The organism is Marivita sp. S6314 (genome assembly GCF_023015985.1).
GTDB lineage: Bacteria > Pseudomonadota > Alphaproteobacteria > Rhodobacterales > Rhodobacteraceae > Marivita.
In genome coordinates this window covers 36,776-58,830 of sequence record NZ_JALKAO010000005.1, presented here as the reverse complement: position 1 = coordinate 58,830, position 22,055 = coordinate 36,776, and the positions used below count along the sequence as shown (strand labels likewise).

The following is a 22,055-nucleotide window of genomic DNA, read 5'->3' as shown; positions in this document are numbered from 1 at the left end:
CAAGGAGACGCCCCGGTGTTCCGCTTTTTTGAAACCCTTGTCGATCCGTACGGACCCTACGACGAGAAGGACACACCCCCGACCAAGCTGTACCCGTTCTTGATGGAATACAGCCAGCCGTTCAAACGCGTCTTTGTCTACGCGGCGCTGATGTCGGTTGTGGTGGCAACCATCGAGATTGGTTTGATCTGGGCGATGGGATGGGTGGTTGATATCCTCGCCGGTGATCCGGCCGAGGTTTGGGAAACACATGGCACCTGGCTGATCGCGCTTGCGGTGTTCATCCTTGTCATCCGTCCCGCCTTGCAGGCGCTGGATGTGGCGCTGCTCAACAATACGATCCTGCCGAATTTTGGCACGTTGATCCGCTGGCGTGCGCACAAACATGTGTTGCGGCAATCCGTGGGGTGGTTTGAAAACGATTTCGCCGGTCGCATCGCCAACCGCATTATGCAAACGCCCCCGGCCGCCGGTGAAGCGGTGTTTCAGGTGTTCGACGCCATTACCTTTTCGCTGGCCTATGTGGTCGGCGCGTTGATCCTTCTGGGACAGGCGGACCCGCGTCTGGCGATCCCGCTTGTCGGTTGGCTGTTTCTGTACGGGGCGTTGGTGGTCTGGACGGTCAAACGTGTTGGGCCCGCATCCGAGGCGGCCTCGGATGCCCGATCCGAGGTGACGGGCCGGGTGGTCGACAGCTACACGAACATCCATTCGGTCAAGATGTTTGCCCATAATGATCACGAACTGGACTACGCCCGCGACGCGATCGAGAAAACCCGCACAACATTTCAGTACGAAATGCGCCTGTTCACCATCATGGATGTGGTGCTTGTCACGCTGAACGGGTTGTTGATCGTGGCGGTTGTGGGCTGGGCCTTCTGGCTCTGGATGCAGGGGCAGGCCAGTGTTGGTGTGGTTGCGGCGGCAACGGCTTTGACGCTTCGGCTTAATGCGATGACCGGCTGGATCATGTGGGCGCTGACGTCGTTTTTCCGTCAATTGGGCGTGGTGGCCGAGGGCATGCAGACCATCGCGCAACCGATCACGCTTGTGGACCGTCCAGATGCGAGACCGCTGAAGCTGGATCAAGGCAAGATCGAAATTCAGGCTCTGACACACCATTACGGGCGCGAATCTGGTGGACTGAACGCGATTGATCTGACCATTGCACCCGGTGAAAAAGTGGGGCTGATTGGCCGCTCGGGTGCGGGTAAGTCGACCTTGGTCAAGCTGCTTTTGCGATTCTACGATCCCGAAAGCGGGCGCATCCTGATTGATGGGCAGGACATCACGCAGGTGACGCAAGACAGCCTGCGTCTGGCGATTGGCATGGTGCAGCAGGACAGCTCACTTCTGCATCGCTCGGTCCGTGACAATATCCTGTATGGTCGGCCATCCGCCTCAGAGGACGATGTGATCGCCGCCGCGCAACAGGCGCAAGCGCACGCGTTTATCAAGGACCTGTCTGATCCACAGGGGCGCATGGGCTATGATGCGCAGGTGGGTGAACGCGGCGTGAAACTCTCTGGGGGTCAACGTCAGCGCGTGACGCTGGCACGGGTGATCCTCAAGGATGCGCCGATCCTGCTGCTCGATGAAGCTACAAGCGCTTTGGATTCCGAGGTCGAGGCTGCCATTCAGGACACGCTGTACGGCATGATGGAGGGGAAGACCGTGATCGCAATTGCGCACCGTCTGTCCACCATCGCGCATATGGACCGGATTTTGGTGATGGATCAGGGGCAGATCGTCGAAGACGGCACCCATGACGCGCTTTTGGCGCACGGCGGACTATATGCTGGCTTCTGGGCCCGCCAATCGGGCGGATTCATTGCCACAGAGACCGAGGCCGCCGAGTGAAGCTTTTTGATATCGACCCCTTTGCACGCGCAGACGGACCGCCGCCAAAATCGCTGGGCGCGTTCTTCTCTTGGGCGCTGGATGGCATTTGGCCGGTGCTTTGGCTGACGGGGATCCTGTCCATTCTGGCCGGTATCACCGAAGTGGTGGCGGCGATCCTGTTGGGCCTTGTGATCGATTCTGCGTTGAACTCCGGGCCGGATGCCGTGTTCAGCCAGGGCGCGCCGCTGCTGTTTCTGTCACTTGGGTTCTTTCTTGTCCTGCGACCCGCGCTGATGTGGGCGAACGCCTATACGCAGAACATCATGATGCAGCCCAATGTGATGAACCTGACCTTGTCGCGCATTCACCGTTACACGCTGGGCCAATCGGTTACGTTCTTTGATGATGATTTTGCCGGCCGGATTGCGCAGAAAGAAATGCAAACCGCACGCGCGCTGAACGATGTGGTGACCGAAGTTGTCCATACCGTTCTCTTTGCATTGGCGTCGGTGATCGGGGCGGTGCTGCTCTTGGGAACGGTCGACTGGCGGATCGCGCTGGGCCTTCTGGTCTGGATGATCGCCTATATCTATCTGATCCGGTTCTTCATGCCGCGCATTCGCATCCGGTCCAAATCGCGTGCGGCGTCTCGTGCGATGGTGACGGGGCAGGTGGTGGACACCGTGACCAACATCAAAACGGTTAAGCTTTTTGGGCAACAGGGGTTCGAAGACAGCGCCGCGCTGAACGCGATGGGGGATTACCGCGAAAAGTTTCTTGCCTTCAGTCGCGTGTCTGTCTCGTTCCGGTTCTGGTTGATGGCGTTGGCGGGCATCCTGCCGGTGCTGCTTATCGGCGGTGCGCTTTGGTATTGGTCGCTTGGATTGATCTCGGCAGGCGATATCGCGGCGACAGGCGCGATCAGCCTGCGTCTGGCGCAGATGACCGGCTGGGTCAGTTTCACGCTGATGAGCCTTTACGCCAACGTGGGTGAGGTCGAAGACGGGATGCGCACGCTGACCCCGGACCACACATTGACCGATGATGACGATGCCCGGCAGCTGCGTGTGACCGACGGCCAGGTGCATCTTGACCGTGTGAGCTTTGCCTATGGCCGCGAAACCGGGGGTGTTGAGGATCTTTCCCTGACCATCCACCCCGGTGAGAAGCTTGCCATTGTCGGCGCGTCGGGGGCGGGGAAATCAACGCTCGTGTCGCTGCTCTTGCGTCTCTATGACACCGAAAAAGGCATGATTTCGATTGATGGGCAGGACATCGCGTCGGTGTCGCAGGAAAGCCTGCGCCGCCAGATCGGGATGGTCACGCAGGAAACGGCAATGTTCAACCGCTCTGCGCTGGACAACATCCGCTACGGCAGGCCCGAGGCCACAGAGGCCGAAGTGGCCGAGGCCGCGCGCAAGGCCGAAGCGCATGACTTTATCAAAGAGCTTGAAGACCATCGCGGGCGCACAGGCTACCACGCCCATCTTGGGGAACGCGGTGTGAAACTTTCTGGCGGTCAACGTCAGCGGATTGCCCTTGCGCGCGCCATTCTCAAGGATGCGCCGATCCTAATTCTGGACGAGGCGACCAGCGCATTGGATTCCGAAGTCGAGGCGCAGATCCAGACCGCGCTGGAACGCGTGATGGAAGGCAAGACGGTTCTTGCCATCGCGCATCGGCTGAGCACCATTGCCAGCATGGACCGCATCGTTGTCATGGATCAGGGCCGTATCGCCGAAATCGGCACACATGACGCGTTGCTGGCCAAGCGCGGGCTCTACGCACGGTTTTGGGATCGGCAGTCCGGCGGGTTTATCGGCTCGGAAGCGGCCGAGTGATCTGCCAAGCGGGATCGTTGTTGGTGCAGCGTAGACGGACCCACCAAGTCTGATCTGGACCTTGGGCGCATTTCCCGTCATGTCGCGGCACATGGAACACTACGTTATTCAGCGACTTGGCCAACATGGCGACGGCATTGCCAACGGACCCGTTTACGCGCCCGGCGCTTTGCCCGGCGAAACCGTGACCGGGACATTGGATGGGGACCGTCTGCGCGATATCCGGATCGTGACGCCATCGGACAACAGGGTCAAACCACCGTGTTCCCACGCCAGGTCCTGTGGCGGGTGTCAGCTTCAGCACGCGTCTGATGCGTTTGTGTCGGACTGGAAGAAAGACGTGGTGCGGCAGGCGCTCGCGGCGCAGGGGATTGCGATTGATCTGAACGATCCGATCACGTCGCCCGCATTGTCACGCCGAAGAGCGTCCTTTTCCGTGCGCCGCACCAAGAAAGGCGCGATGGCCGGGTTTCACATGAAGGCGTCGGATACGATCATCCCGGTGCCCAATTGCCAGCTGTTGCATCCCGATCTGACGGCAGCGCTTCCCATGGTGGAAACGCTGGGTGCGCTGGGCGCGTCGCGCAAAGGCGAAGTGTCGGTGATGCTGACGGGATCCGACCTTGGGCTTGATGTTGCTGTGACCGGCGGCAAGGACATGGATCTTGATCTGCACCAGGCACTGGCAGAGCTGGCCCGCACGCATGATCTCGCGCGCATTTCCTGGAACGGAGAGATCGCGCTGCAGCGCCGCGCGCCGGTTCTGCGGATTGGTGCAGCCGAGGTCACACCCCCGCCCGGAGCGTTTCTGCAAGCCACCAAGGAAGGCGAAACGGCGCTGATCGAAGCGGTCAAACAGGCTCTGACACAGCCCAAATCGGTCGTCGACCTGTTTGCGGGATGCGGAACCTTTGCATTGCCGATGGCGGAACATGCCCCGGTCCATGCCGTTGAAGGCGACCGCGACATGACCAATGCGCTGGATCAGGCATGGCGCAACGCCAAGGGGCTGAAGCGGATCACGCATGAAGCCCGTGACCTGTTCCGCAATCCTCTGATCGCAGAAGAACTGAACAAATTCGATGCCGCTGTCATTGATCCACCACGGGCGGGGGCTGCGGCGCAGGTGGCGGAGTTGGCCAAGAGCACCGTATCGCGGATCGCGCATGTGTCGTGCAATCCGGCCACCTTTGCGCGGGATACTGCCACTTTGTTGCGTGCGGGCTATGATCTTGAATGGGTGCGGGTGGTTGACCAGTTCCGATGGTCCACCCATGTGGAGTTGGTGGCGCTGCTGCGTCGCAACAACTAAAAAAGGGGCAGGCGAATGCGCGCGAAGGTGGCAGCGTTTCTGGAACAGACGTGGGTGACCAATTTCATCATTGGGGTCATCCTGTTCAACGCTGTTCTTCTGGGGCTTGAAACCTCCGAGGCCGCGATGGCTGCGGCGGGGTCACTGATCGTGATGCTCGATACGGTGTGTCTGGCGGTTTTCGTGGTCGAGATTGCGCTGAAGCTGTTTGCCCATGGCTGGCGGTTCTTCCGCAATGGCTGGAACCTGTTTGATTTTGTGATTGTCGGGATCGCGCTTGTCCCGGCCACACAGGGGTTCTCGGTCCTGCGCGCGTTGCGCATCCTGCGGGTGTTGCGCGTCGTCTCGGCAACGCCGCGCCTGCGCCGGGTGGTTGAAGGGTTTATTACCGCGCTTCCAGGTATGGGCAGCGTGTTTCTGCTGATGGCGCTGATCTTTTACATCGGGGCGGTGATGGCGACCAAGCTGTTCGGGGACGCCTTCCCGCAATGGTTCGGCGATCTTGGCAGTTCCGGCTATTCCCTGTTCCAGATTATGACGCTGGAATCCTGGTCTATGGGAATCGTGCGCCCCGTGATGGAGGTGTACCCCTATGCCTGGGCGTTCTTTGTGCCGTTCATCATGGTCACGACCTTTGCCGTTGTGAACCTGTTGGTCGGTCTGATCGTGAACTCGATGCAGGACGCCCATGCGGAGGAATCAAACGAAAAAACCGACGCCTATCGCGATGAAGTGCTGCACCGGCTTGAGGCCATCGAAAAAAGACTGAACGAGCGCTGATATCACGTTTTCGTTTTTCCCGTTCCGTTCAAATTCGTGTACAGTCGCTAACAAAACAACCGGCAAAATAAATCGGGCAGTGTGTCTTCATGTTTCGTATTCTGTGTCTTCTGGCGCTACTTCTTGGGCTGACCGCCTGCGGCAAGTTCCCAACCTACAATGGACCCGAGGTCACCCGTGTCGTGGTGCAGAAGGGTGAACGCAAGATGTACCTCTTGCACCATAACGCGGTGCTCAAATCCTATGACATCGGGCTTGGCTTTGCGCCCGAAGGTCACAAGCAGATCGAAGGCGACGGGCGCACGCCCGAAGGCGAATACCTGATCGACCGCCGCAATCCCAACAGCAGCTTCTATCTGTCCATCGGCATCGACTATCCCCGCCCGCGCGATATCGAAGCGGCTGCAGCGATGGGAAAATCACCCGGCGGTGACATCTTTATCCACGGACGCCCGTGGAAATACCGCAACCGCGGTCAGGACTGGACTTGGGGCTGTATCGCCGTGACCAACCGGGAAATGCGCGAGATTTATTCGATGGTCAAAAACGGCACGCCAATCACGATCAACCCCTGATGCGGGGTTGAATCATCACACCACCAGAAGACGGGATCAGGTCGGGACGTTGATCGGGATAAACCCGGATTCGCCCGGCGCACCGACAATCAGGTTCCACCAGATCTTGCCATTGGCTTCCTGATGCCAGGAAAAGCCCATGTCGCGTGCGGTTGGATCAAGCAGGACCGTCCGGGTGTTCGGCGCTTCCATCCACGCACCCAGCGTTTCCAGCTCGGTCTCGTAGGTTTCCGAAATCGCTTCTCCGACAAGGCGCCCGGTATAACCGGCGCGCTGAATGCGGATGATCGGGGAAGATCCGTCAGAGCCGAAATGCCACGGGCGATTCTGAACGCTCATGTCGCGCGCATGGGTTGCGGCGGCAGCGTTCAAACGCGCGTTCAGTTCCAGCGCGGGCGCACCAGAGGCCTGACGCAGGGCGTTCAGCGCATCGAGCATTCGGAATTGAATACGCCCGGCGTCGCCTGAGCGTATCCGGTACAGGCGTGGCAAGGGCTTGCCATCGGGGCCAAGCGTTGGCGTTGCGGGGGTTCCACCGCACGCCGTCAGAGCCAAAGCCGCTGCCCCTAGCAAAAATGTCGAACGCTTCATGATCAGCCACCTAATCCTTGGTTGCCTTCTCGCTTAGCCCCAGAGGTGGGTGGGATCAAACACACAAAGCCGAGATTTGCCGGTCTGACATTCCTTTGAATTGCGGGTGAGGCATTCCGGTCATATACGAGGAGCAAGTTTGACGATCCCATCTAGCTCATAAAGGGGACCACTGACATGGCTAAAACTCCGCGTTTTTCCGTAAATCGCCGCGCGTTCCTCGCCGGTTCGGCTGCCGCACTTGCGACGCCAGCCGTCGCGCAGGACGTCAACAGCGCTGCAACTGTCGAGATGGAGCGCGATTTGTCGCAGGTTGTGCGCCGCAATATCTCAAGTTTCCGCACGCTCGACTGGCGTCCGTATTTCAGTGATCTGAAAGGCGGGGCGATCCTTGTGGATATCGATTCGCGCGCGCTTCATTACTGGATGGAAAGCGGCGATTACCGGTTGTACCCGTCTTCCGTGCCGCTGACCGAAGATCTGACGCGTCGCGGCCGCACCGAGATCGTTCTCAAGGATCCAGCCCCCGATTGGCGTCCCACGCCGTCGATGAAAATCCGCAATCCGGACTGGCCGGATTACGTGGCGCCGGGGCCCGACAATCCGCTTGGCACACGGGCTTTGCACCTTAGCTGGACGTATTATCGTATCCACGGGACCCACGATACGCGGAAAATCGGACGCCGTTCATCGAACGGATGTATCGGTCTTTATAACGAGCACATCGAAGAGCTTTACGAACTGGCGAAGGTGGGAACACAGGTGTTGCTTATTTGACGACATGGCCACAAGGCTGGAAAGTCGAGTGATAAGATAGGTTTGCATTTACCCGCATAAGCTGCTTACAAAGCCCTACGAGGTAAGTCTTGGGTGCCTGTCGTGTCATGCCTATTGGTAGACCGACATGCTAATATCTGGAGGTTAATATGAAGAAACTCGTTCTCGCCGCTGCCCTGGCTGCTGCTGCATCGACAGCAATGGCAAAAGGCCACGCAAAAGGCGAAGTCATGATGGAGCCAGTCGTTGTTGTTGAAGAAGCAGCAGCAAGCTCCTCTTCCGCAGGTCTCATCATCCCGCTGGTCGTTATCGCCCTGCTGGCTGCTGCAGCTGCTGACTAATCCTTAATTGGATATCGAATTGTTAAAAGGCGGTGCTTCTGGCACCGCCTTTTTTCATGTCTGCCACTGATGTGTTGTGTTGAGCGATTTCGGTCGGTCTGACTTGGGATGCGCAGAGATCGAGGACTCCGCTTTTTGCCCGTCTGCGTCAGTCCAACCACCCGTTCAGGTTTTCTTCGATAACCGCCGACAACGCTTTGATATGCGCAGGATCGTCGTTGAGACACGGAATGTAGGTGAAATGCTCACCGCCGGCCTCTTCAAAGCTTTCTTTGATCTCTTCGTTGATCTCTTCCAGCGTTTCGATGCAGTCGGCTGAAAACGCGGGCGCGCAGACGGCGATGTTTTTCTTGCCATCCTCTTCGGCCAGCCGCGCCACTTCTTCCACCGTGTAAGGCTTCAACCACTCTTCCGGTCCAAACTTGGATTGGAACGTGGTCACGATCTCCGAATCGTCCCACCCCAGACGTTCCTTCAGCAAACGCGTCGTTTTCTGACACTGGCAGTGATAGGGATCGCCTTCCATCAGGTACCGTTTCGGCACTCCGTGATAAGAGCACACAAGGATATCGGGGCGCTTGTCCAGCTTGGCATAGGCCGTCTCGATCGACTGTGCCAAGGCCTCGATATAGAGCGGATGTTCGAAATAGGGGTCCACGGTGCGTACCGTTGGCTGCCACTTTTCATCCATCAGCGCGCGGAAGAACTGGTCATTTGCAGTGGCTGACGTGGCCCCGGCATAATGCGGGTACAGCGGGAAAAAGAGGATCTTGCGGCACCCGGCCTCGACCATCTCGCGGACTTTGGATTTGGTCGATGGATTGCCATAGCGCATGCAGAAATCAACCACCACCTGATCGCCGTAGCGGTTCTTCATCGCTTCGGTGACTTTGGCGGTCTGATCCTTGGTGATCGTCATCAACGGGCTTTCGCCCTGTTCCTCGTTCCAGATCGACTTGTACGCTTCGCCTGAACTGAACGGACGTTTCGTCAGGATGATCAGCTGCAAAAGCGGCTGCCAGAGCCACGGGCTGTAGTCGATGACACGGCGGTCTGACAGGAATTCGTTCAGGTACCGGCGCATGGGCCAGTATGAATAATCATCCGGCGTTCCCAGGTTGGCCAAAAGGACACCCACACGGGCGGCGGGCACCTTTGGATGCTCGGTCGGTGAATGGGTCGGGCGTTGCGCGGTTTTGGTGGCGTCCAACATAGAGCCTCAGTCCTCAAGTCATCTGACGAGCTAACTAACCTCTATCCCTGTCAGGTCAATCTTTCAGCGGTGTTTCAACCGTATTCAATGCATCGGCCAACCGCTGTGCCGCCGATCCCGGCCGCAGCGGTTGCGGTTGCGATGCGTCGGGGGCCCAGCCAGTGAGCGTGATCAACTCAAAGGTGGCCGGGATGCGCCCGTCCTCTGTGCCATATGCAGCGGTATAGTGCGCAACGGCGCGCATCAAGACATCGCGCCGCGTGGCGTGACGCACGCGGCCGGCAAGTGCGTTGCTTTCACCCATTGCGCGCAAATCCCGCATCAGGTGCAGCGGCGTTTCGTATGTGGTTGTCAGGACCGCGCTGTCGGCCACCGGCAACGCCAGTCCGGCACGCTGAAGCAACGCACCCAGATCGCGGATTTCTCCCATCGGGACAACACGTGGGGACAGGCCGCCAGTGACTTCGATCTCGGCTTGCCCAAGCGCCGCGCGCAATTCGTGAAGGGTCTGCCCGCCAAATGCGACCACCAGTAAAAGCCCGTCTGGCTGCAGCGCGCGTCGGCACTGAATCAGCTGACCCACCGGATCGTTGGCCCAATGCAGTGACAGCGCGTGGATCACCAGATCGTGCTGCCCTTCGACCAGATCAAGCACATCATTATCCGCAACACAGTGTGCGTTTGGAAAGCTCTGGGTCCAGACGTCGGGAAAGGGCGTCACAACCGCAGGCGCGTGAAAGGTTTTGTTAACCAGTGAGAGGCGATCCTCCACATCAGCCAGCGCTTCTTCGTGCAGAAACAGGGCCGGGTCCTTCGCGGCGCGGGCGCGGTGCAAGGTCAGCGCTGTGCGATCGGTCAGTTGAGGAGTGTCGGACATGAGCGGCAAATAGGATGCTGCAGGCCGGATTGCAAACCGCACTGCGCATGATCTACCCGCCCCAATGCCTTGCATGCGGTGGGTTGGTCGACCAGGAACACGGCCTTTGTGCTGCGTGTTTCGCCGAGACACCGTTTGTCACGGGCCTGGTCTGTGACCTGTGCGGCGTGCCGTTGCCGGGCGTCTCTGAAGACCGGGTGCAGTGCGATGACTGCATGGCGATCGGGCGGCCCTGGATCTGGGGCCGTGCGCCGCTGCGCTATGACGGGGTTGCCCGCAAGCTTGTGCTGGCGTTGAAACACGGGGATCGGCACGACATTGTCGACACCGCCGCGGATTGGATGGTAGGGTCGGTGCCCCAACCTTTGGCTTCGGACACGGTTGTGGTGCCTGTGCCGTTGCACCTCACGCGGTTGCTCAAACGGCGCTACAATCAATCCGCGCTTTTGGCACAGGCGCTGGCGCGGAAACTCGATCTTCAATTCTGTCCCGACGCATTGCGCCGCCACAGACGCACGGCATCGCTTGACGGCAAATCCCGCGCCGCGCGTTTTGCCGAAGTGGCAGACGCCATCACACACACCCCGCGCGGTGCGCAGCACCTGAAAAACCGACCAGTCCTTCTGATTGATGACGTGATGACCTCTGGTGCGACGCTCGCGGCATGTGCGCTTGCCTGTCACACTGCACAGAGCCGAGAGATTTGTGTCATGGTTCTGGCACGCGTTGCAAAGGCTGCCTAAATCCCGGACAATCACGCAAAGGGATATACCATGCAAAACATCGAAATCTACACGTCGCCGCTTTGCGGTTTTTGCCACGCGGCCAAGCGCTTGCTGAACCAGAAAGGTGTGACGTTCACCGAAATCAACGTGCTGACCAATCCCAAGCGCAAACCCGAAATGATCCAGCGGGCAAATGGCAAAACCTCGGTGCCGCAGATCTTTATCGGAGAAACGCATGTCGGAGGATGTGATGACCTCTATGCGCTTGAACGGGCGGGCAAGCTTGACGCTTTGCTGGCGGCCTAGGGCGGATGCGGGCCGCGCTGCTTCAACTGACGTCCTCAGATGACCCGCACACCAACCTGCGGGTCACTTCTGAACTCGTGCGCAGCGCGGCGTCAGAAGGGGCGGGGTTGATCCTGACGCCGGAAGTGACCAATTGTGTCAGCAACAGCCGGTCGCACCAGCAGGGCGTTCTGCATCTTGAAGCGGACGATCCGACATTGGCGGGTCTGCGCGAAGATGCGGCGCGGTTGGGCGTTTGGCTTTTGATCGGATCTCTTGCGTTGAAAGCGGACCCGCCGGAAGAACGGTTTTTGAACCGGTCGTTCCTGATTGCGCCGGACGGGTCGATTGCCGCCAGATATGACAAATTGCACATGTTCGATGTGCAGGTCACGGCAACCGAAACCTACAAGGAATCGGCCGGGTTCAAACCCGGCGATACAGCCGTCATCGCGCCGACGCCCTTTGGCGTGATCGGGATGAGCATCTGCTACGATGTCCGGTTTGCCTATCTGTACCGCAAGCTGGCTCATGCGGGTGCCGAAATCCTAGTTGTGCCCGCCGCGTTTTCGCCGGCCACCGGTCCAATGCATTGGGAGCCCTTGCTTCGCGCCCGCGCCATTGAAACCGGCAGTTACCTGCTTGCCCCGGCGCAGATGGGTCATCATCCGGCATCCACCGGCCGATCCCGCACTACACATGGGCATTCGATGGCAGTTTCGCCCTGGGGTGAGGTGCTGATTGACGCAGGGCAGCGATTTGGCGTGCATCTTGTTGACGTAGACTTGGCCAACGTGGCAAAAGCGAGGCAGAAAGTTCCGTCTTTACAGCATGATAGAGACTTCTCTGGCCCGTCATGAATGACAGCAGTCCTCTTGCTATCTCGCTTTTCAGCGAATTGCTTACCGCAGATCAGCTTTTGCGGAACCGGCTGACCCGTGTGCTGCCCAACAAGATGGAAATCTCGCATTTTTCCGTTTTAAATCAATTGGCCAGGGGTGGATCAGAGCGAACTCCGGCACAATTGGCCAAGTCCTTTCACGTGACCCGGGGGGCCATGACAAACACATTGGGCAAACTGGAAGCCGCCGGGTACGTGCATATTCGCCCCGATTGGGACGACGCCCGGCGCAAACAGGTGTCCATCAGCCCGGCAGGCCTGTCGGCGCGGGACGCAGCGATTGCGGCAATCACGCCGCTGATCACCGAGATGGTCAATGAACTGGGTGACACCAAAGTGCGCGCGGCCATTCCGGTGCTGCGGGAATTGCGGGTCAAGCTGGAAAGCAACAGCTCCGATTGATCCCGCACAAACCGCTGCGGTTTACCGGGGTTTCAGCGCTGCGGTGACGTAGTTCACGCTCAGATCGCGATCCGACAACCGCCATTTCCATGTGATCGGGTTGAACTGGAATCCCTTGCGATCCACCGGATCGAGCCCGGCCTGTCGCATCAGATCGAAAAGCTCATCCGGGGTGATGAACTTGTTCCATTCATGCGTGCCTTTCGGCAACCAGCGCATCACGTATTCCGCCCCAACAATTGCCATCGCAAAGCTTTTGGAATTGCGGTTGATGGTGGAACAGATGTGCAGGCCGCCGGGTTTCAAAAGCTGCTGACACGCCGTCAGATAGGCCAGTGGATCGGCCACGTGTTCGACCACTTCCATGTTCAGAACAGCATCGAATTGTTCGCCCGCGTCCGCCATCGCCTCGGCCGTGGTGTGGCGATAATCAATCTCTAGCCCCGACTGTTCGGCATGGGTGCGGGCAACCGGGATGTTGCGCTCTGCGGCGTCCACGCCAACCACGGTTGCGCCAAGTCGCGCCATCGGTTCGCACAAAAGCCCACCGCCGCAGCCGATATCAAGGATGCGCAGCCCGGCAAACGGCATCGTCGTGTCCAGATCGCGATCAAACTCTTCCGCAATCTGCGATGTGATGTAATCAAGACGACAGGGGTTCAGCATATGCAGCGGCTTGAACTTGCCGTTTGGATCCCACCATTCTGCGGCCATCGCCTCAAACTTGGCAATTTCTGACGGATCAACAGTTGTGACACCGGACATGCGACGTTTCCCCATGGTCTTTTTCGCTCTTGGGACAATATAGATTGCGTATGGACAAATTCCCGAGCCAAAAGCGCGCAGTGCAGTATCTCTATCCTCCGGTCGATCCCTATGATCAGCGTATGTTGTCGGTCGGCGATGGCCACACCGTGTATGTTGAACAATGCGGCGCGGAAAACGGGATTCCTGTGATTGTGCTGCATGGCGGCCCGGGGGGCGGGTGCAGCCCGTCGATGCGGCGGTATTTTGATCCCAAGGTGTTCCGCGTTGTGCTCTTTGATCAGCGCGGCTGTGGCCGGTCGCGGCCGCATGCCAGCGTGGCCAACAACACGACCTGGGATCTGGTGCGCGATATCGAACTGATCCGCGAAACGCTGAACATCGACGACTTCATCGTGTTCGGGGGAAGCTGGGGTGCCACTCTGGCGTTGATCTATGGCATCACGCATCCCGACCGGGTGCGCCATCTCGTGCTGCGTGGCGTGTTCACGATGACCAAGGCAGAGCTCGACTGGTTCTACGGGGGTGGCGCTGGGCAGTTCTGGCCGGAAACCTGGGCGCGGTTCGTTGACATCATTCCCGAGGACGAGCGCGATGACCTGATCGCGGCGTATCACCGGCGTCTGTTCTGTGGCGATTTGCGGACCGAAACGCGCTACGCCCGGGCATGGTCGGCCTGGGAAAACGCGTTGGCCTCGGTCTATTCAAGCGGGTCCGGCGGGGAATCCCCCGGAGACTACGCGCGTGCCTTTGCGCGGCTGGAAAACCACTACTTTATCAACAACGGGTTTCTCGAAGAAGACGGCTGGATCCTCAAGAACATGGACCGGCTCAGGGGCATTCCCGGAGCGATCGTCCAGGGCCGATACGACATGATCTGCCCCCCTGTGCGGGCCTGGGAATTGGCGCGGGCATGGCCAGATTGTGATCTTCGGATGGTCCGCAATGCCGGGCATGCGTTGTCCGAACCGGGCATCAGTGCTGAACTTGTCCGAATTATGGACACGATTTCAGAGGCTTAAAAGGTCTTCCTTATTAGCTGTTTACACGTGCCACGCGATTGATAACGTATGCAGTGACAGGGAAAAAAAGAACAAGCCACCAGGTGCAGTCTGTAATCAGCATTATTCTCCAGCGCCTTGCGCTTGGCCTACTGACGCTTTTTGTCGTGTCGGTTGTGATCTTCACCGCTGTGAACATGCTTCCCGGCGATTTCGCGCAGGCCATTCTGGGACAGGGCGCGACACCCGAAGCAGTTGAGGCGATCCGCAAGGATCTGGGCCTCGATCAACCCCCGATCACGCGGTACTTTCAATGGCTGGGCAATGCCATTCAAGGCGATCTTGGCAATTCCTTCGCGCAGGCCAATTTTGCAAGTTTTGCCGGGGCCGATACCGGCGTCAGCACCACCGTGGCCCAGCAGATCGCGCCGCGGTTCGCCAACACGATGTTCCTTGCCGCCGTGACGGCCTGCATCGCGGTGCCGTTTTCGATCACGCTGGGCATTCTGGCCGCGCTCTACCGGAATTCGGTGTTTGATCGCGCCACGAATGTCACGACCTTGACGTCAATCTCTTCGCCCGAGTTCTTTCTGGCCTATGTGTTGATCCTGTTTCTCGCGGTGCTGAACCCGATGCTGCCGTCTTTGTCGAACATCTTTGACGGCATGTCCTTTGGAGAGCGGCTTGAAAAGACGCTGCTGCCAGCGCTGACGCTGACATTGGTTGTGACCGCGCACATGATGCGCATGACGCGGGCGGCAATCATCAACCTGCTGGCGTCTCCCTATATCGAGATGGCGCGTCTCAAAGGCATGTCACCGATGCGGGTGATCGTGAAGCACGCGCTGCCCAACGCGCTGGCCCCGATCATCAACGTGATTGCCCTGAACCTTGCCTACCTGATCACCGGTGTGGTCGTGGTTGAAGTGGTGTTTGTCTATCCCGGCATCGGGCAGTTGTTTGTCGATAGCGTCAAGATCCGCGACATCCCGGTGGTACAGGCCTGCTGTTTGATCTTCGCCGCTGCGTATATCTTGCTGAACCTGTTGGCGGACATTCTGTCGATCTTGTCCAACCCACGCCTGAGGCATCCGAAATGAGCACGATTGTGACGTTGATCCTGCTTTTGGTGGCGATTGCCGGGGGCGGCTGGGTTCTGCGCTTTGCCGGACAACAGGCGACGGGCAACGCGCCTGTGTTCCGGGACATGCCGTTTGCCGTCGCGTTTGGTTACGTGCTTGGCGCGGCGTTGCTGCTGTTTTCGATCTGGTACTTCTTCCAGCCCACGGTCACCGACGCGGGTGTGCCCAATGCGGGCGTTGTTTTCTTCCGCTGGGCGGTTCAGTTCTTCCTGATGTCAGCGTTGGCGGCTTATCTGTTCCGCCTGCTGGGGCGCAATCTCGGAACGGCTGGCAGCAAGAAGCTGTTTCGCCAGATGCCGCTTACGGCCAGTTTTGGCGTTCTGATCATACTGATTTACGCCATCACGGCGATCTTCGCGGCGTGGCTTGCGCCGTTCGGGCAAGAGGAAATCTTTGCACGCGTGAACGTCCTGCCGGGCGGGAACGAGGCGACCGGGGGCGACCCGATGCATCCCTTGGGCACCGACCAGATTGGGCGCGATCTGCTCAGCCGATTGATCTATGGCGCACAGAACACCGTTGGGATCGCGTTTGTCACAACCTGCCTGGCGTTTTTCCTTGGCGGGACACTGGGGTTCCTGGCCGCCACTTTGCAGGGGTGGCTTGATCAGGTGCTCAGCCGGGCTGTTGACGTTCTGATGGCGATCCCGTCGTTGATCTTTGCCCTGTTGCTGATGACCATCGCAAGCGCCTGGGCCGGGTCCGAACGGTGGTTGCTGACGGTCTACATGATCGTGATCATCGCGGTGATCGACAGCACACGGGTGTTTCGCCTTGCGCGGGCGGTGGGCCTGAACATCGTGGTGATGGACTACATCGAAGCGGCCAAGCTGCGTGGGGAAGGTCTGGGGTACCTGATCTTCAAGGAAATCCTGCCCAATGCCACCGCGCCCTTGCTGGCCGAATTTGGTCTGCGCTTCTGCTTTGTGTTCCTGACAATTGCCTCGCTCAGCTTCCTGGGTGTCGGTATTCAGCCACCTTTGGCAGATTGGGGCACCATGGTGCGTGACAGTTCGCAATTCATCAACTTTGCCGCATTCTCTCCTTTGACGGCAGCGCTGCCTTTGCTGGCGGCGGGAGCCATCGCGTTGCTGACGGTTGGCGTGAACTTCGTGGTCGACTGGATGCTGCACAAAAGCTCGGGGCTGAAAGAATGAGCCTGCTGGTCGAAATCAACGATATCTACATTGACGGTCGCAGCGATGAGACCTGGTCCCCCATCATCAAGGGCATCAGCCTTGAACTGAAAAAGGGAGAGGTGCTTGGCCTGATCGGGGAATCCGGTGCGGGGAAATCCACGCTTGGCTTGGCCGCGATGGGTTTCACCCGCGACGGCGTGCGTATTTCCGGCGGGTCGGTCAAATTCGACGGGATTGACCTCTTGTCCGCCTCTGCCGCGCAGAAACGCAGTTTGCTGGGCAAGCGGATCGCCTATGTTGCCCAATCCGCAGCGGCCAGTTTCAACCCGGCGCACAAGCTGATTGACCAACACACCGAAGGCCCGGTGCAGCATGGCGTGATGAGCAAGGCAGAAAGCGCCGAAGACGGGATCGAGCTATACCGCCGGTTGCGTCTGCCCAATCCCGAAGAGATCGGGTTCCGCTATCCGCATCAGGTGTCCGGTGGTCAGCTTCAGCGCGCCATGACGGCGATGGCGATGGCCTGTCGGCCTGACCTGATCATCTTTGATGAACCGACCACCGCGCTGGACGTGACCACCCAGATCGAGGTTCTGGCATCAATCCGCGACATCGTGGAACAGTTCGACACCGCCGCGATCTACATCACGCATGATCTCGCCGTGGTGGCGCAGATGGCGGACAAGATCAAAGTCCTGCTGAAGGGGGACGAGGTCGAAGAGGCCGACACCCGTACCATGCTGTCCGCACCGAAAGAGGACTATACCAAAAGCCTGTGGGCCGTGCGCGCCTTTGAACGGCCGCAAAAACCTGCGGTTCACACTAGCGCAACGCCGGTTGTGTCGGTTCAGAACGTATCTGCAGCCTACGGAAAGGTGCGCGTTCTGCATGATGTCAGCTTTGACATCCACGAAGGACGCACCGTGGCGGTGGTGGGCGAATCCGGGTCCGGTAAATCGACAACGGCGCGCTGTATCACCGGTCTGTTGCCACCGACCGAGGGCGTGATCCAGTTCGATGGGCAATCGCTGCCTGCCAATTACAAAAAGCGCAACAAGGACCAGCTGCGACAGGCGCAGATGATCTACCAGATGGCGGATACCGCGCTGAACCCGCGCACCAAGATCGGTGACATCATCGGGCGTCCGGTGCAGTTCTACATGGGGCTGACCGGCAAGGCCAAACGCAGGCGGGTGGAAGAGCTGCTTGAAGAGATTGAACTGCCAGCCTCGCAATATATCGACCGCCTGCCATCAGAGCTGTCCGGCGGTCAGAAACAGCGGATCGGAATCGCGCGCGCGCTTGCGGCCGAGCCCAAGTTCATCATCTGTGACGAGGTGACAAGCGCGCTGGACCAATTGGTGGCCGAAGGCATTCTCAAGCTGCTGGCGCGGCTTCAGGACAGTCTCAAGCTTAGTTACATGTTTATCACCCACGATCTTGCGACGGTAAAAGCGATCGCGGACGAGGTTGTGGTGATGAAAGAAGGAAAAGTTGTCGAACAGGGGCCAAAGCACGACATGTTCGTGCCGCCACATCACCCCTATACGGACCTCTTGCTCAGCTCGGTTCCCGAAATGGACCCGGATTGGCTCACAAATCTGCTCAATGAACGTGGAGTTGATAACATCGGCGACGCAGCAGTTGATAAGATGTCATGAGAATCGGTCCGAAAGGACTGCCAGGCGGCAAAGACCGCTCACACTCACAGGGAGAAAAAAATGACCCGTATTTCACGACGTGGACTACTTAAGACCGGCGCAGCAGCCGGTGTACTGGCGGCCAGCGGCCTGCCGGTGCGCGCGCAGCAGCGCGGCGGCACATTGCGCCTTGGCCTTGCCGGTGCAAACACCTCCGACAGCTGGGACAGCCGGACACATTCCGACAGCTTCATGATCATGGCTGGCCACGGTGCGGTTTTTGACTGCCTGACACAGGTTGCCGCAAACGGCGAACTGGTGGGCGAACTGGCCGAAAGCTGGGAAGCGTCGGCAGATGCGGTCACCTGGACGTTCAAACTGCGCCAGGGCGTCACCTTCCACAACGGCAAGGCGTTCGGCGCGGATGACGTTCTGTCATCGTTGCAGATGCACACGGCAGAAGGCGCAAAATCAGCGGCCAAGCCGATTGTCGATAACATCTCGGAGATGACCAAGGTCAACGACCACGAGGTCACGTTCACGCTCAAGGCGGGCAACGCGGACTTCCCGTTCCTGCTGTCCGATTACCACCTCTGCATCTTCCCCGCCGGTCAGACCGAGGAAGCCATCGCACAGGGCATCGGTACGGGCATGTACAAAGTCGAAAGCTTCGACCCCGGTGTCCGCATCCTGCTGAGCCGTGTGGACAGCCACTACAAGGATGGCGAATACGGTTGGTTCGACAGTGTCGAGATGATCGCGATCAACGATTCCTCTGCACGGATGAACGCGCTGATGACGGGTCAGGTCGATGCGGTGAACCGGGTCGATTTCAAGACCGAGCCGCTCATGCGCGCCAATCCGATGATCAACATCTTCGAAGTGACCGGCAACCAGCACTTCACCTTCCCGATGCTGACCAACCTTGATCCGTTCTCGAACCTCAAGGTCCGCCAGGCGCTCAAGCACGCGATCAACCGGCAGGAACTGGTCGACAAGATCCTGTTGGGTCATGGTGCCGTTGCGAACGACCACCCGATCGGTCCGGCGAACCAGTATTACGCCGCCGATCTGGAGCAGAACTCCTACGACCCGGACAAGGCCGCGTCCTTGATCAAGGAAGCCGGGCTTGACGGTTTGTCCGTCGATCTGTCCGCCGCCAATGCCGCCTTCCCGGGCGCCGTGGATGCCGCACAGCTGTATCAGGCGTCGGCCAAGGCTGCAGGCATCAACATCAACGTGGTGCAGGAACCGGATGACGGCTACTGGTCCAACGTCTGGCTGAAAAAGCCATGGTGTGCGTGCTACTGGTCGGGTCGTGCGACCGAGGACTGGATGTTCTCAACCGCCTACGAATCCGGTGTGCCGTGGAACGACACGAATTGGGAAAACGCCCGCTTCCAGGAACTGCTTCTCACGGCGCGCGCCGAACTCGACAGCGACAAGCGTCGCGAACAGTATGGCGAAATGCAGATGCTGCTCTCCAAAGAAGGTGGCACGGTCATTCCGATGTACGCCAACTTCGTGGATGCGCATTCCAACAAGCTCACCAATTCGGGCACGGTCGGCAACGTGTTCCAGATGGACAGCTCGCGCTTTATTGAACGCTGGTGGTTCGCGTAAACCATCAGGTTCAACCGAAACCGAAACGCCCCGTCATGCGACGGGGCGTTTTCGTTTGGAAATTCGAAAGGGTGTGTCCGACTTACAGATGCGTGTCGTAATCCGACACCAGCAAATGCAGCGGCGCCTCATCTTCTTCGATATTGGAAAACCGCCCGATGGGCTGTTCAAAGATATTGTCCGTCAGATCGTCGTTCACCGTCGACACTTCACCGATCAGCACGTCCCCGCCTTCACCCCAGAACGCATGCCAGTTGTTCGGGAACAGCGTCACGGACTCACCGGGATCCAACTTCAAGTGCCCACCAGCGGGCAGCTTGCGAACCACGCCATCCACCATCACCGACACCTCGGTATCCCGGTCGATCCCGCCATCCGCATCCGCCATGAACAGCTCAATCACCAGCGTCCCGCCGCCCCGGTTGATGATGTCTTCGACCTTAAGGTCATGCCGGTGCATCGGGCTTAACTGCTTGTCGCGCGAGATCATGATCTTTTCGGCATAAAGCATCGCGCTTGTCTTGCCCAAATCGCTGTTCAACCCGTTGCGGGTGGTGAACAGGAACAGACCCATGTCATCGAAATTTTCGGCCCCGTAATCGGTGATGTCCCACCCCATGCGACGGGTCTTGATCTCTGAATGATCGCTGGCCTTCAGCGCTTCGGGCGACAGATACGCAAACGGCGGCATCGTGTAGCCAAAAGACCGGATAAACGCGTCGCCTTCGCGCAGAATCTCATTGATGCGGGACCGTTTCATGGGGCACCTCTTGGATATGTTGGCGCTAACCTAACGATCCGCCGCGATGCTTGGAAGCGTCGGATGCCTCCGGCGGAGGTATTTTTAGCAAGAGGAAGATCAGAGCACGTATCGGCTCAGATCGCTCGACCTTGTCAGCTCACCCAGATGCGTTTCGACAAAAGCGGCATCCACATTCACCGATGTTCCCGGCTGGTCCGGCGCATCAAAGCTCAGGTCCTCGAACACCCGTTCCATCACGGTATAGAGCCTGCGCGCGCCGATGTTTTCCACGGACTGGTTCACATCCGCCGCGATCTTGGCAAGCGCGGCAATCCCGTCTTCGGTAAAGGTGACGGTGACCTCTTCGGTGGCCATCAGTGCGGTGTATTGCAGCGTCAACGCGTTGTCTGTTTCCGTCAGAATGCGCACGAAATCCTCTTCCGTCAGCGCCCGCAGGTTGACGCGAATAGGCAGGCGACCTTGCAGTTCCGGCAGCAGGTCCGACGGCTTCGCAATGTGGAACGCGCCAGAGGCAATGAACAGGATATGGTCGGTCTTCACAGGCCCATGTTTGGTGCTGACAGTCGTGCCCTCGATCAGCGGCAACAAATCGCGTTGCACACCTTCGCGGCTCACGTCACCGCCACGGGTTTCCTGCCGTGCCGCGACCTTGTCGATCTCATCCAGGAAGACAATGCCATTCTGTTCCACCGCCTCAAGCGCCTGCGCCTTGACCTGTTCGTCGTCGAGCAGCTTGTCGGCCTCTTCCGCGATCAGGGTCTCATAGCTTTCAGCGACCGTCATCCGCTTGCGCGTGGTCCGGCCCGAGAAGGCTTTGCCGAACAGGTCGCCCAGGTTCATCATGCCAGCTCCACCGCCCATGCCGGGTTGGCCGGGGATGTCCATCATTGGAAAGGGGCTGGATGTGTCCTGTAACTCCAGTTCGATCACTGTATCGTCCAGCAGACCGTCCTTGAGTTTCTTGCGAAACATCTCACGCGTTGCATCGCGCGCGCCTTCGCCCGCAATCGCTTCGATCACGCGTTCTTCGGCAGCTTCATGCGCCCGCGCCTTCACGTCTTCGCGCATGTGGTCGCGGGTCATGGCAATCGCGGCATCCACAAGATCGCGGATGATCTGTTCTACATCCCGTCCGACATAACCGACCTCAGTGAACTTCGTGGCCTCGACCTTGAGGAACGGAGCCTTAGCCAGCTTCGCAAGCCGTCTGCTGATTTCGGTTTTGCCCACACCAGTCGGCCCAATCATCAGGATGTTCTTGGGATACACCTCGTCGCGCAGGTCATCGCTCAATTGCTTGCGCCGCCACCGGTTGCGCAGCGCCACGGCAACAGCGCGCTTGGCGTCTTTCTGGCCGATGATAAAGCGGTCCAGTTCGGACACGATTTCGCGGGGGGTGAGGTCGGTCATGGTGGTCCTTTCGGGCGTTTCACCCGAGATACGCATTCGCGACAGAAGTTTGAAGGGGTTGACGTATGTATATACAAAACTGTATATACAAATGCGTTGACCGACGGTTA

At 58.9% G+C, this 22,055-nt stretch carries 22 protein-coding genes and 1 pseudogene; 17 read left to right on the top strand and 6 right to left on the bottom strand.

The window, feature by feature from the left end; all coding sequences use genetic code 11:
- The first annotated feature begins 15 nt into the window (after positions 1–15).
- The 5 genes from MWU54_RS14475 to MWU54_RS14455 all read left to right on the top strand — a co-directional run bounded on the left by MWU54_RS14475 (position 16) and on the right by MWU54_RS14455 (position 6,350).
- Complete coding sequence (locus tag MWU54_RS14475; RefSeq protein ID WP_247085104.1) at positions 16–1,860, top strand: ABC transporter ATP-binding protein; 1,845 nt, start codon at positions 16–18, stop codon at positions 1,858–1,860.
- Positions 1,857–3,683, top strand: a complete 1,827-nt coding sequence (locus MWU54_RS14470; protein WP_247085102.1) for an ABC transporter ATP-binding protein — start codon at positions 1,857–1,859, stop codon at positions 3,681–3,683. Before MWU54_RS14475 ends, MWU54_RS14470 begins: the two co-directional genes overlap by 4 nt.
- Positions 3,684–3,774: 91 nt before the next feature.
- Positions 3,775–4,995: a class I SAM-dependent RNA methyltransferase gene (locus MWU54_RS14465; RefSeq protein WP_247085100.1), complete on the top strand. Its 1,221-nt coding sequence runs from the start codon at positions 3,775–3,777 to the stop codon at positions 4,993–4,995.
- A 15-nt stretch (positions 4,996–5,010) separates the two neighbouring features.
- Positions 5,011–5,775 carry an ion transporter gene (locus MWU54_RS14460; RefSeq protein ID WP_247085098.1) on the top strand — a complete coding sequence of 255 codons (765 nt, stop codon included), beginning with the start codon at positions 5,011–5,013 and terminating at the stop codon, positions 5,773–5,775.
- 89 nt (positions 5,776–5,864) lie between these two features.
- Positions 5,865–6,350: a L,D-transpeptidase family protein gene (locus tag MWU54_RS14455; RefSeq protein WP_247085096.1), complete on the top strand. Its 486-nt coding sequence runs from the start codon at positions 5,865–5,867 to the stop codon at positions 6,348–6,350.
- A 36-nt stretch (positions 6,351–6,386) separates the two neighbouring features.
- Here the strand turns inward: MWU54_RS14455 and MWU54_RS14450 are convergent, their stop codons facing one another.
- Entirely contained in the window at positions 6,387–6,941 is a 555-nt protein-coding gene (locus tag MWU54_RS14450; protein WP_247085094.1) for a CAP domain-containing protein, read from the bottom strand.
- 177 nt (positions 6,942–7,118) lie between these two features.
- On the opposite strand from MWU54_RS14450, the gene MWU54_RS14445 reads away from it, so the two are divergent.
- Positions 7,119–7,718, top strand: a complete 600-nt coding sequence (locus MWU54_RS14445; protein WP_247085092.1) for a L,D-transpeptidase — start codon at positions 7,119–7,121, stop codon at positions 7,716–7,718.
- Between the two features lie 149 nt (positions 7,719–7,867).
- Positions 7,868–8,059 carry a ferrochelatase gene (locus tag MWU54_RS14440; protein WP_247085090.1) on the top strand — a complete coding sequence of 64 codons (192 nt, stop codon included), beginning with the start codon at positions 7,868–7,870 and terminating at the stop codon, positions 8,057–8,059.
- A gap of 148 nt (positions 8,060–8,207) precedes the next feature.
- Here the strand turns inward: MWU54_RS14440 and hemH are convergent, their stop codons facing one another.
- Both hemH and MWU54_RS14430 read right to left on the bottom strand, forming a co-directional pair.
- Positions 8,208–9,272 (bottom strand): ferrochelatase, encoded by a 1,065-nt coding sequence (gene hemH / locus MWU54_RS14435; protein WP_247085088.1) that lies wholly within the window; start codon positions 9,270–9,272, stop codon positions 8,208–8,210.
- A gap of 55 nt (positions 9,273–9,327) precedes the next feature.
- Positions 9,328–10,149, bottom strand: a complete 822-nt coding sequence (locus MWU54_RS14430) for a methyltransferase domain-containing protein (RefSeq protein WP_247085086.1) — start codon at positions 10,147–10,149, stop codon at positions 9,328–9,330.
- Between the two features lie 47 nt (positions 10,150–10,196).
- On the opposite strand from MWU54_RS14430, the gene MWU54_RS14425 reads away from it, so the two are divergent.
- The 4 genes from MWU54_RS14425 to MWU54_RS14410 are packed head-to-tail and all read left to right on the top strand — an operon-like array spanning position 10,197 to position 12,462.
- Complete coding sequence (locus tag MWU54_RS14425) at positions 10,197–10,892, top strand: double zinc ribbon domain-containing protein (protein WP_247085084.1); 696 nt, start codon at positions 10,197–10,199, stop codon at positions 10,890–10,892.
- Between the two features lie 30 nt (positions 10,893–10,922).
- Complete coding sequence (grxC, locus tag MWU54_RS14420; RefSeq protein ID WP_247085082.1) at positions 10,923–11,180, top strand: glutaredoxin 3; 258 nt, start codon at positions 10,923–10,925, stop codon at positions 11,178–11,180.
- A 5-nt stretch (positions 11,181–11,185) separates the two neighbouring features.
- Positions 11,186–12,019, top strand: coding sequence for a carbon-nitrogen hydrolase family protein (locus tag MWU54_RS14415; protein ID WP_247085080.1), 834 nt, complete (start codon positions 11,186–11,188; stop codon positions 12,017–12,019).
- A complete protein-coding gene (locus MWU54_RS14410; protein WP_247085077.1) occupies positions 12,016–12,462 on the top strand; it encodes a MarR family transcriptional regulator in 447 nt (148 codons plus the stop codon). The genes MWU54_RS14415 and MWU54_RS14410 overlap by 4 nt, the downstream gene beginning before the upstream one ends.
- Positions 12,463–12,483: 21 nt before the next feature.
- On the opposite strand, the gene ubiG is transcribed toward MWU54_RS14410, so the two are convergent.
- Complete coding sequence (gene ubiG / locus MWU54_RS14405; protein WP_247085075.1) at positions 12,484–13,227, bottom strand: bifunctional 2-polyprenyl-6-hydroxyphenol methylase/3-demethylubiquinol 3-O-methyltransferase UbiG; 744 nt, start codon at positions 13,225–13,227, stop codon at positions 12,484–12,486.
- A 50-nt stretch (positions 13,228–13,277) separates the two neighbouring features.
- Here ubiG and pip point away from each other — a divergent pair, with 50 nt between their 5' ends.
- From pip to MWU54_RS14380, 6 genes and pseudogenes are all read left to right on the top strand, one after another.
- Positions 13,278–14,249 carry a prolyl aminopeptidase gene (pip, locus tag MWU54_RS14400; RefSeq protein ID WP_247085073.1) on the top strand — a complete coding sequence of 324 codons (972 nt, stop codon included), beginning with the start codon at positions 13,278–13,280 and terminating at the stop codon, positions 14,247–14,249.
- Positions 14,250–14,332: 83 nt separating this feature from the next.
- Positions 14,333–15,328: an ABC transporter permease gene (locus tag MWU54_RS14395; protein WP_247085071.1), complete on the top strand. Its 996-nt coding sequence runs from the start codon at positions 14,333–14,335 to the stop codon at positions 15,326–15,328.
- Positions 15,325–16,527 carry an ABC transporter permease gene (locus MWU54_RS14390; protein WP_247085069.1) on the top strand — a complete coding sequence of 401 codons (1,203 nt, stop codon included), beginning with the start codon at positions 15,325–15,327 and terminating at the stop codon, positions 16,525–16,527. The genes MWU54_RS14395 and MWU54_RS14390 overlap by 4 nt, the downstream gene beginning before the upstream one ends.
- Positions 16,524–18,170 (top strand): ABC transporter ATP-binding protein, encoded by a 1,647-nt coding sequence (locus MWU54_RS14385; protein ID WP_247085067.1) that lies wholly within the window; start codon positions 16,524–16,526, stop codon positions 18,168–18,170. The genes MWU54_RS14390 and MWU54_RS14385 overlap by 4 nt, the downstream gene beginning before the upstream one ends.
- A pseudogene (locus MWU54_RS18850) lies at positions 18,167–18,304 on the top strand (hypothetical protein); the annotation flags it as partial. The gene MWU54_RS14385 and the pseudogene MWU54_RS18850, both read left to right, overlap by 4 nt.
- On the top strand, positions 18,300–19,772 hold the full coding sequence (locus MWU54_RS14380) for an ABC transporter substrate-binding protein (RefSeq protein ID WP_348647659.1): 1,473 nt from the start codon (positions 18,300–18,302) through the stop codon (positions 19,770–19,772). The pseudogene MWU54_RS18850 and the gene MWU54_RS14380, both read left to right, overlap by 5 nt.
- 82 nt (positions 19,773–19,854) lie before the next feature.
- Here MWU54_RS14380 and MWU54_RS14375 read toward each other — a convergent pair whose 3' ends face one another.
- Both MWU54_RS14375 and hslU read right to left on the bottom strand, forming a co-directional pair.
- Positions 19,855–20,532, bottom strand: coding sequence for a D-lyxose/D-mannose family sugar isomerase (locus MWU54_RS14375; RefSeq protein WP_247085063.1), 678 nt, complete (start codon positions 20,530–20,532; stop codon positions 19,855–19,857).
- Positions 20,533–20,631: 99 nt separating this feature from the next.
- Entirely contained in the window at positions 20,632–21,945 is a 1,314-nt protein-coding gene (gene hslU, locus MWU54_RS14370; RefSeq protein ID WP_247085062.1) for an ATP-dependent protease ATPase subunit HslU, read from the bottom strand.
- Positions 21,946–22,055: the final 110 nt, after the last annotated feature.

What these genes read in the sequence shown, in the direction of transcription:
- pip (WP_247085073.1), top strand. Translation starts at nt 13,278, where the DNA reads ATGGACAAATTCCCGAGCCAAAAGCGCGCAGTGCAGTATCTCTATCCT.
- grxC (WP_247085082.1), top strand. Translation starts at nt 10,923, where the DNA reads ATGCAAAACATCGAAATCTACACGTCGCCGCTTTGCGGTTTTTGCCAC.
- MWU54_RS14415 (WP_247085080.1), top strand. Translation starts at nt 11,186, where the DNA reads ATGCGGGCCGCGCTGCTTCAACTGACGTCCTCAGATGACCCGCACACC.
- MWU54_RS14440 (WP_247085090.1), top strand. Translation starts at nt 7,868, where the DNA reads ATGAAGAAACTCGTTCTCGCCGCTGCCCTGGCTGCTGCTGCATCGACA.
- MWU54_RS14455 (WP_247085096.1), top strand. Translation starts at nt 5,865, where the DNA reads ATGTTTCGTATTCTGTGTCTTCTGGCGCTACTTCTTGGGCTGACCGCC.
- MWU54_RS14390 (WP_247085069.1), top strand. Translation starts at nt 15,325, where the DNA reads ATGAGCACGATTGTGACGTTGATCCTGCTTTTGGTGGCGATTGCCGGG.
- MWU54_RS14425 (WP_247085084.1), top strand. Translation starts at nt 10,197, where the DNA reads ATGATCTACCCGCCCCAATGCCTTGCATGCGGTGGGTTGGTCGACCAG.
- MWU54_RS14375 (WP_247085063.1), bottom strand. Translation starts at nt 20,532, where the DNA reads ATGAAACGGTCCCGCATCAATGAGATTCTGCGCGAAGGCGACGCGTTT.
- hslU (WP_247085062.1), bottom strand. Translation starts at nt 21,945, where the DNA reads ATGACCGACCTCACCCCCCGCGAAATCGTGTCCGAACTGGACCGCTTT.
- MWU54_RS14385 (WP_247085067.1), top strand. Translation starts at nt 16,524, where the DNA reads ATGAGCCTGCTGGTCGAAATCAACGATATCTACATTGACGGTCGCAGC.
- MWU54_RS14450 (WP_247085094.1), bottom strand. Translation starts at nt 6,941, where the DNA reads ATGAAGCGTTCGACATTTTTGCTAGGGGCAGCGGCTTTGGCTCTGACG.
- MWU54_RS14410 (WP_247085077.1), top strand. Translation starts at nt 12,016, where the DNA reads ATGAATGACAGCAGTCCTCTTGCTATCTCGCTTTTCAGCGAATTGCTT.
- MWU54_RS14460 (WP_247085098.1), top strand. Translation starts at nt 5,011, where the DNA reads ATGCGCGCGAAGGTGGCAGCGTTTCTGGAACAGACGTGGGTGACCAAT.
- MWU54_RS14445 (WP_247085092.1), top strand. Translation starts at nt 7,119, where the DNA reads ATGGCTAAAACTCCGCGTTTTTCCGTAAATCGCCGCGCGTTCCTCGCC.
- MWU54_RS14465 (WP_247085100.1), top strand. Translation starts at nt 3,775, where the DNA reads ATGGAACACTACGTTATTCAGCGACTTGGCCAACATGGCGACGGCATT.
- hemH (WP_247085088.1), bottom strand. Translation starts at nt 9,272, where the DNA reads ATGTTGGACGCCACCAAAACCGCGCAACGCCCGACCCATTCACCGACC.
- ubiG (WP_247085075.1), bottom strand. Translation starts at nt 13,227, where the DNA reads ATGTCCGGTGTCACAACTGTTGATCCGTCAGAAATTGCCAAGTTTGAG.
- MWU54_RS14430 (WP_247085086.1), bottom strand. Translation starts at nt 10,149, where the DNA reads ATGTCCGACACTCCTCAACTGACCGATCGCACAGCGCTGACCTTGCAC.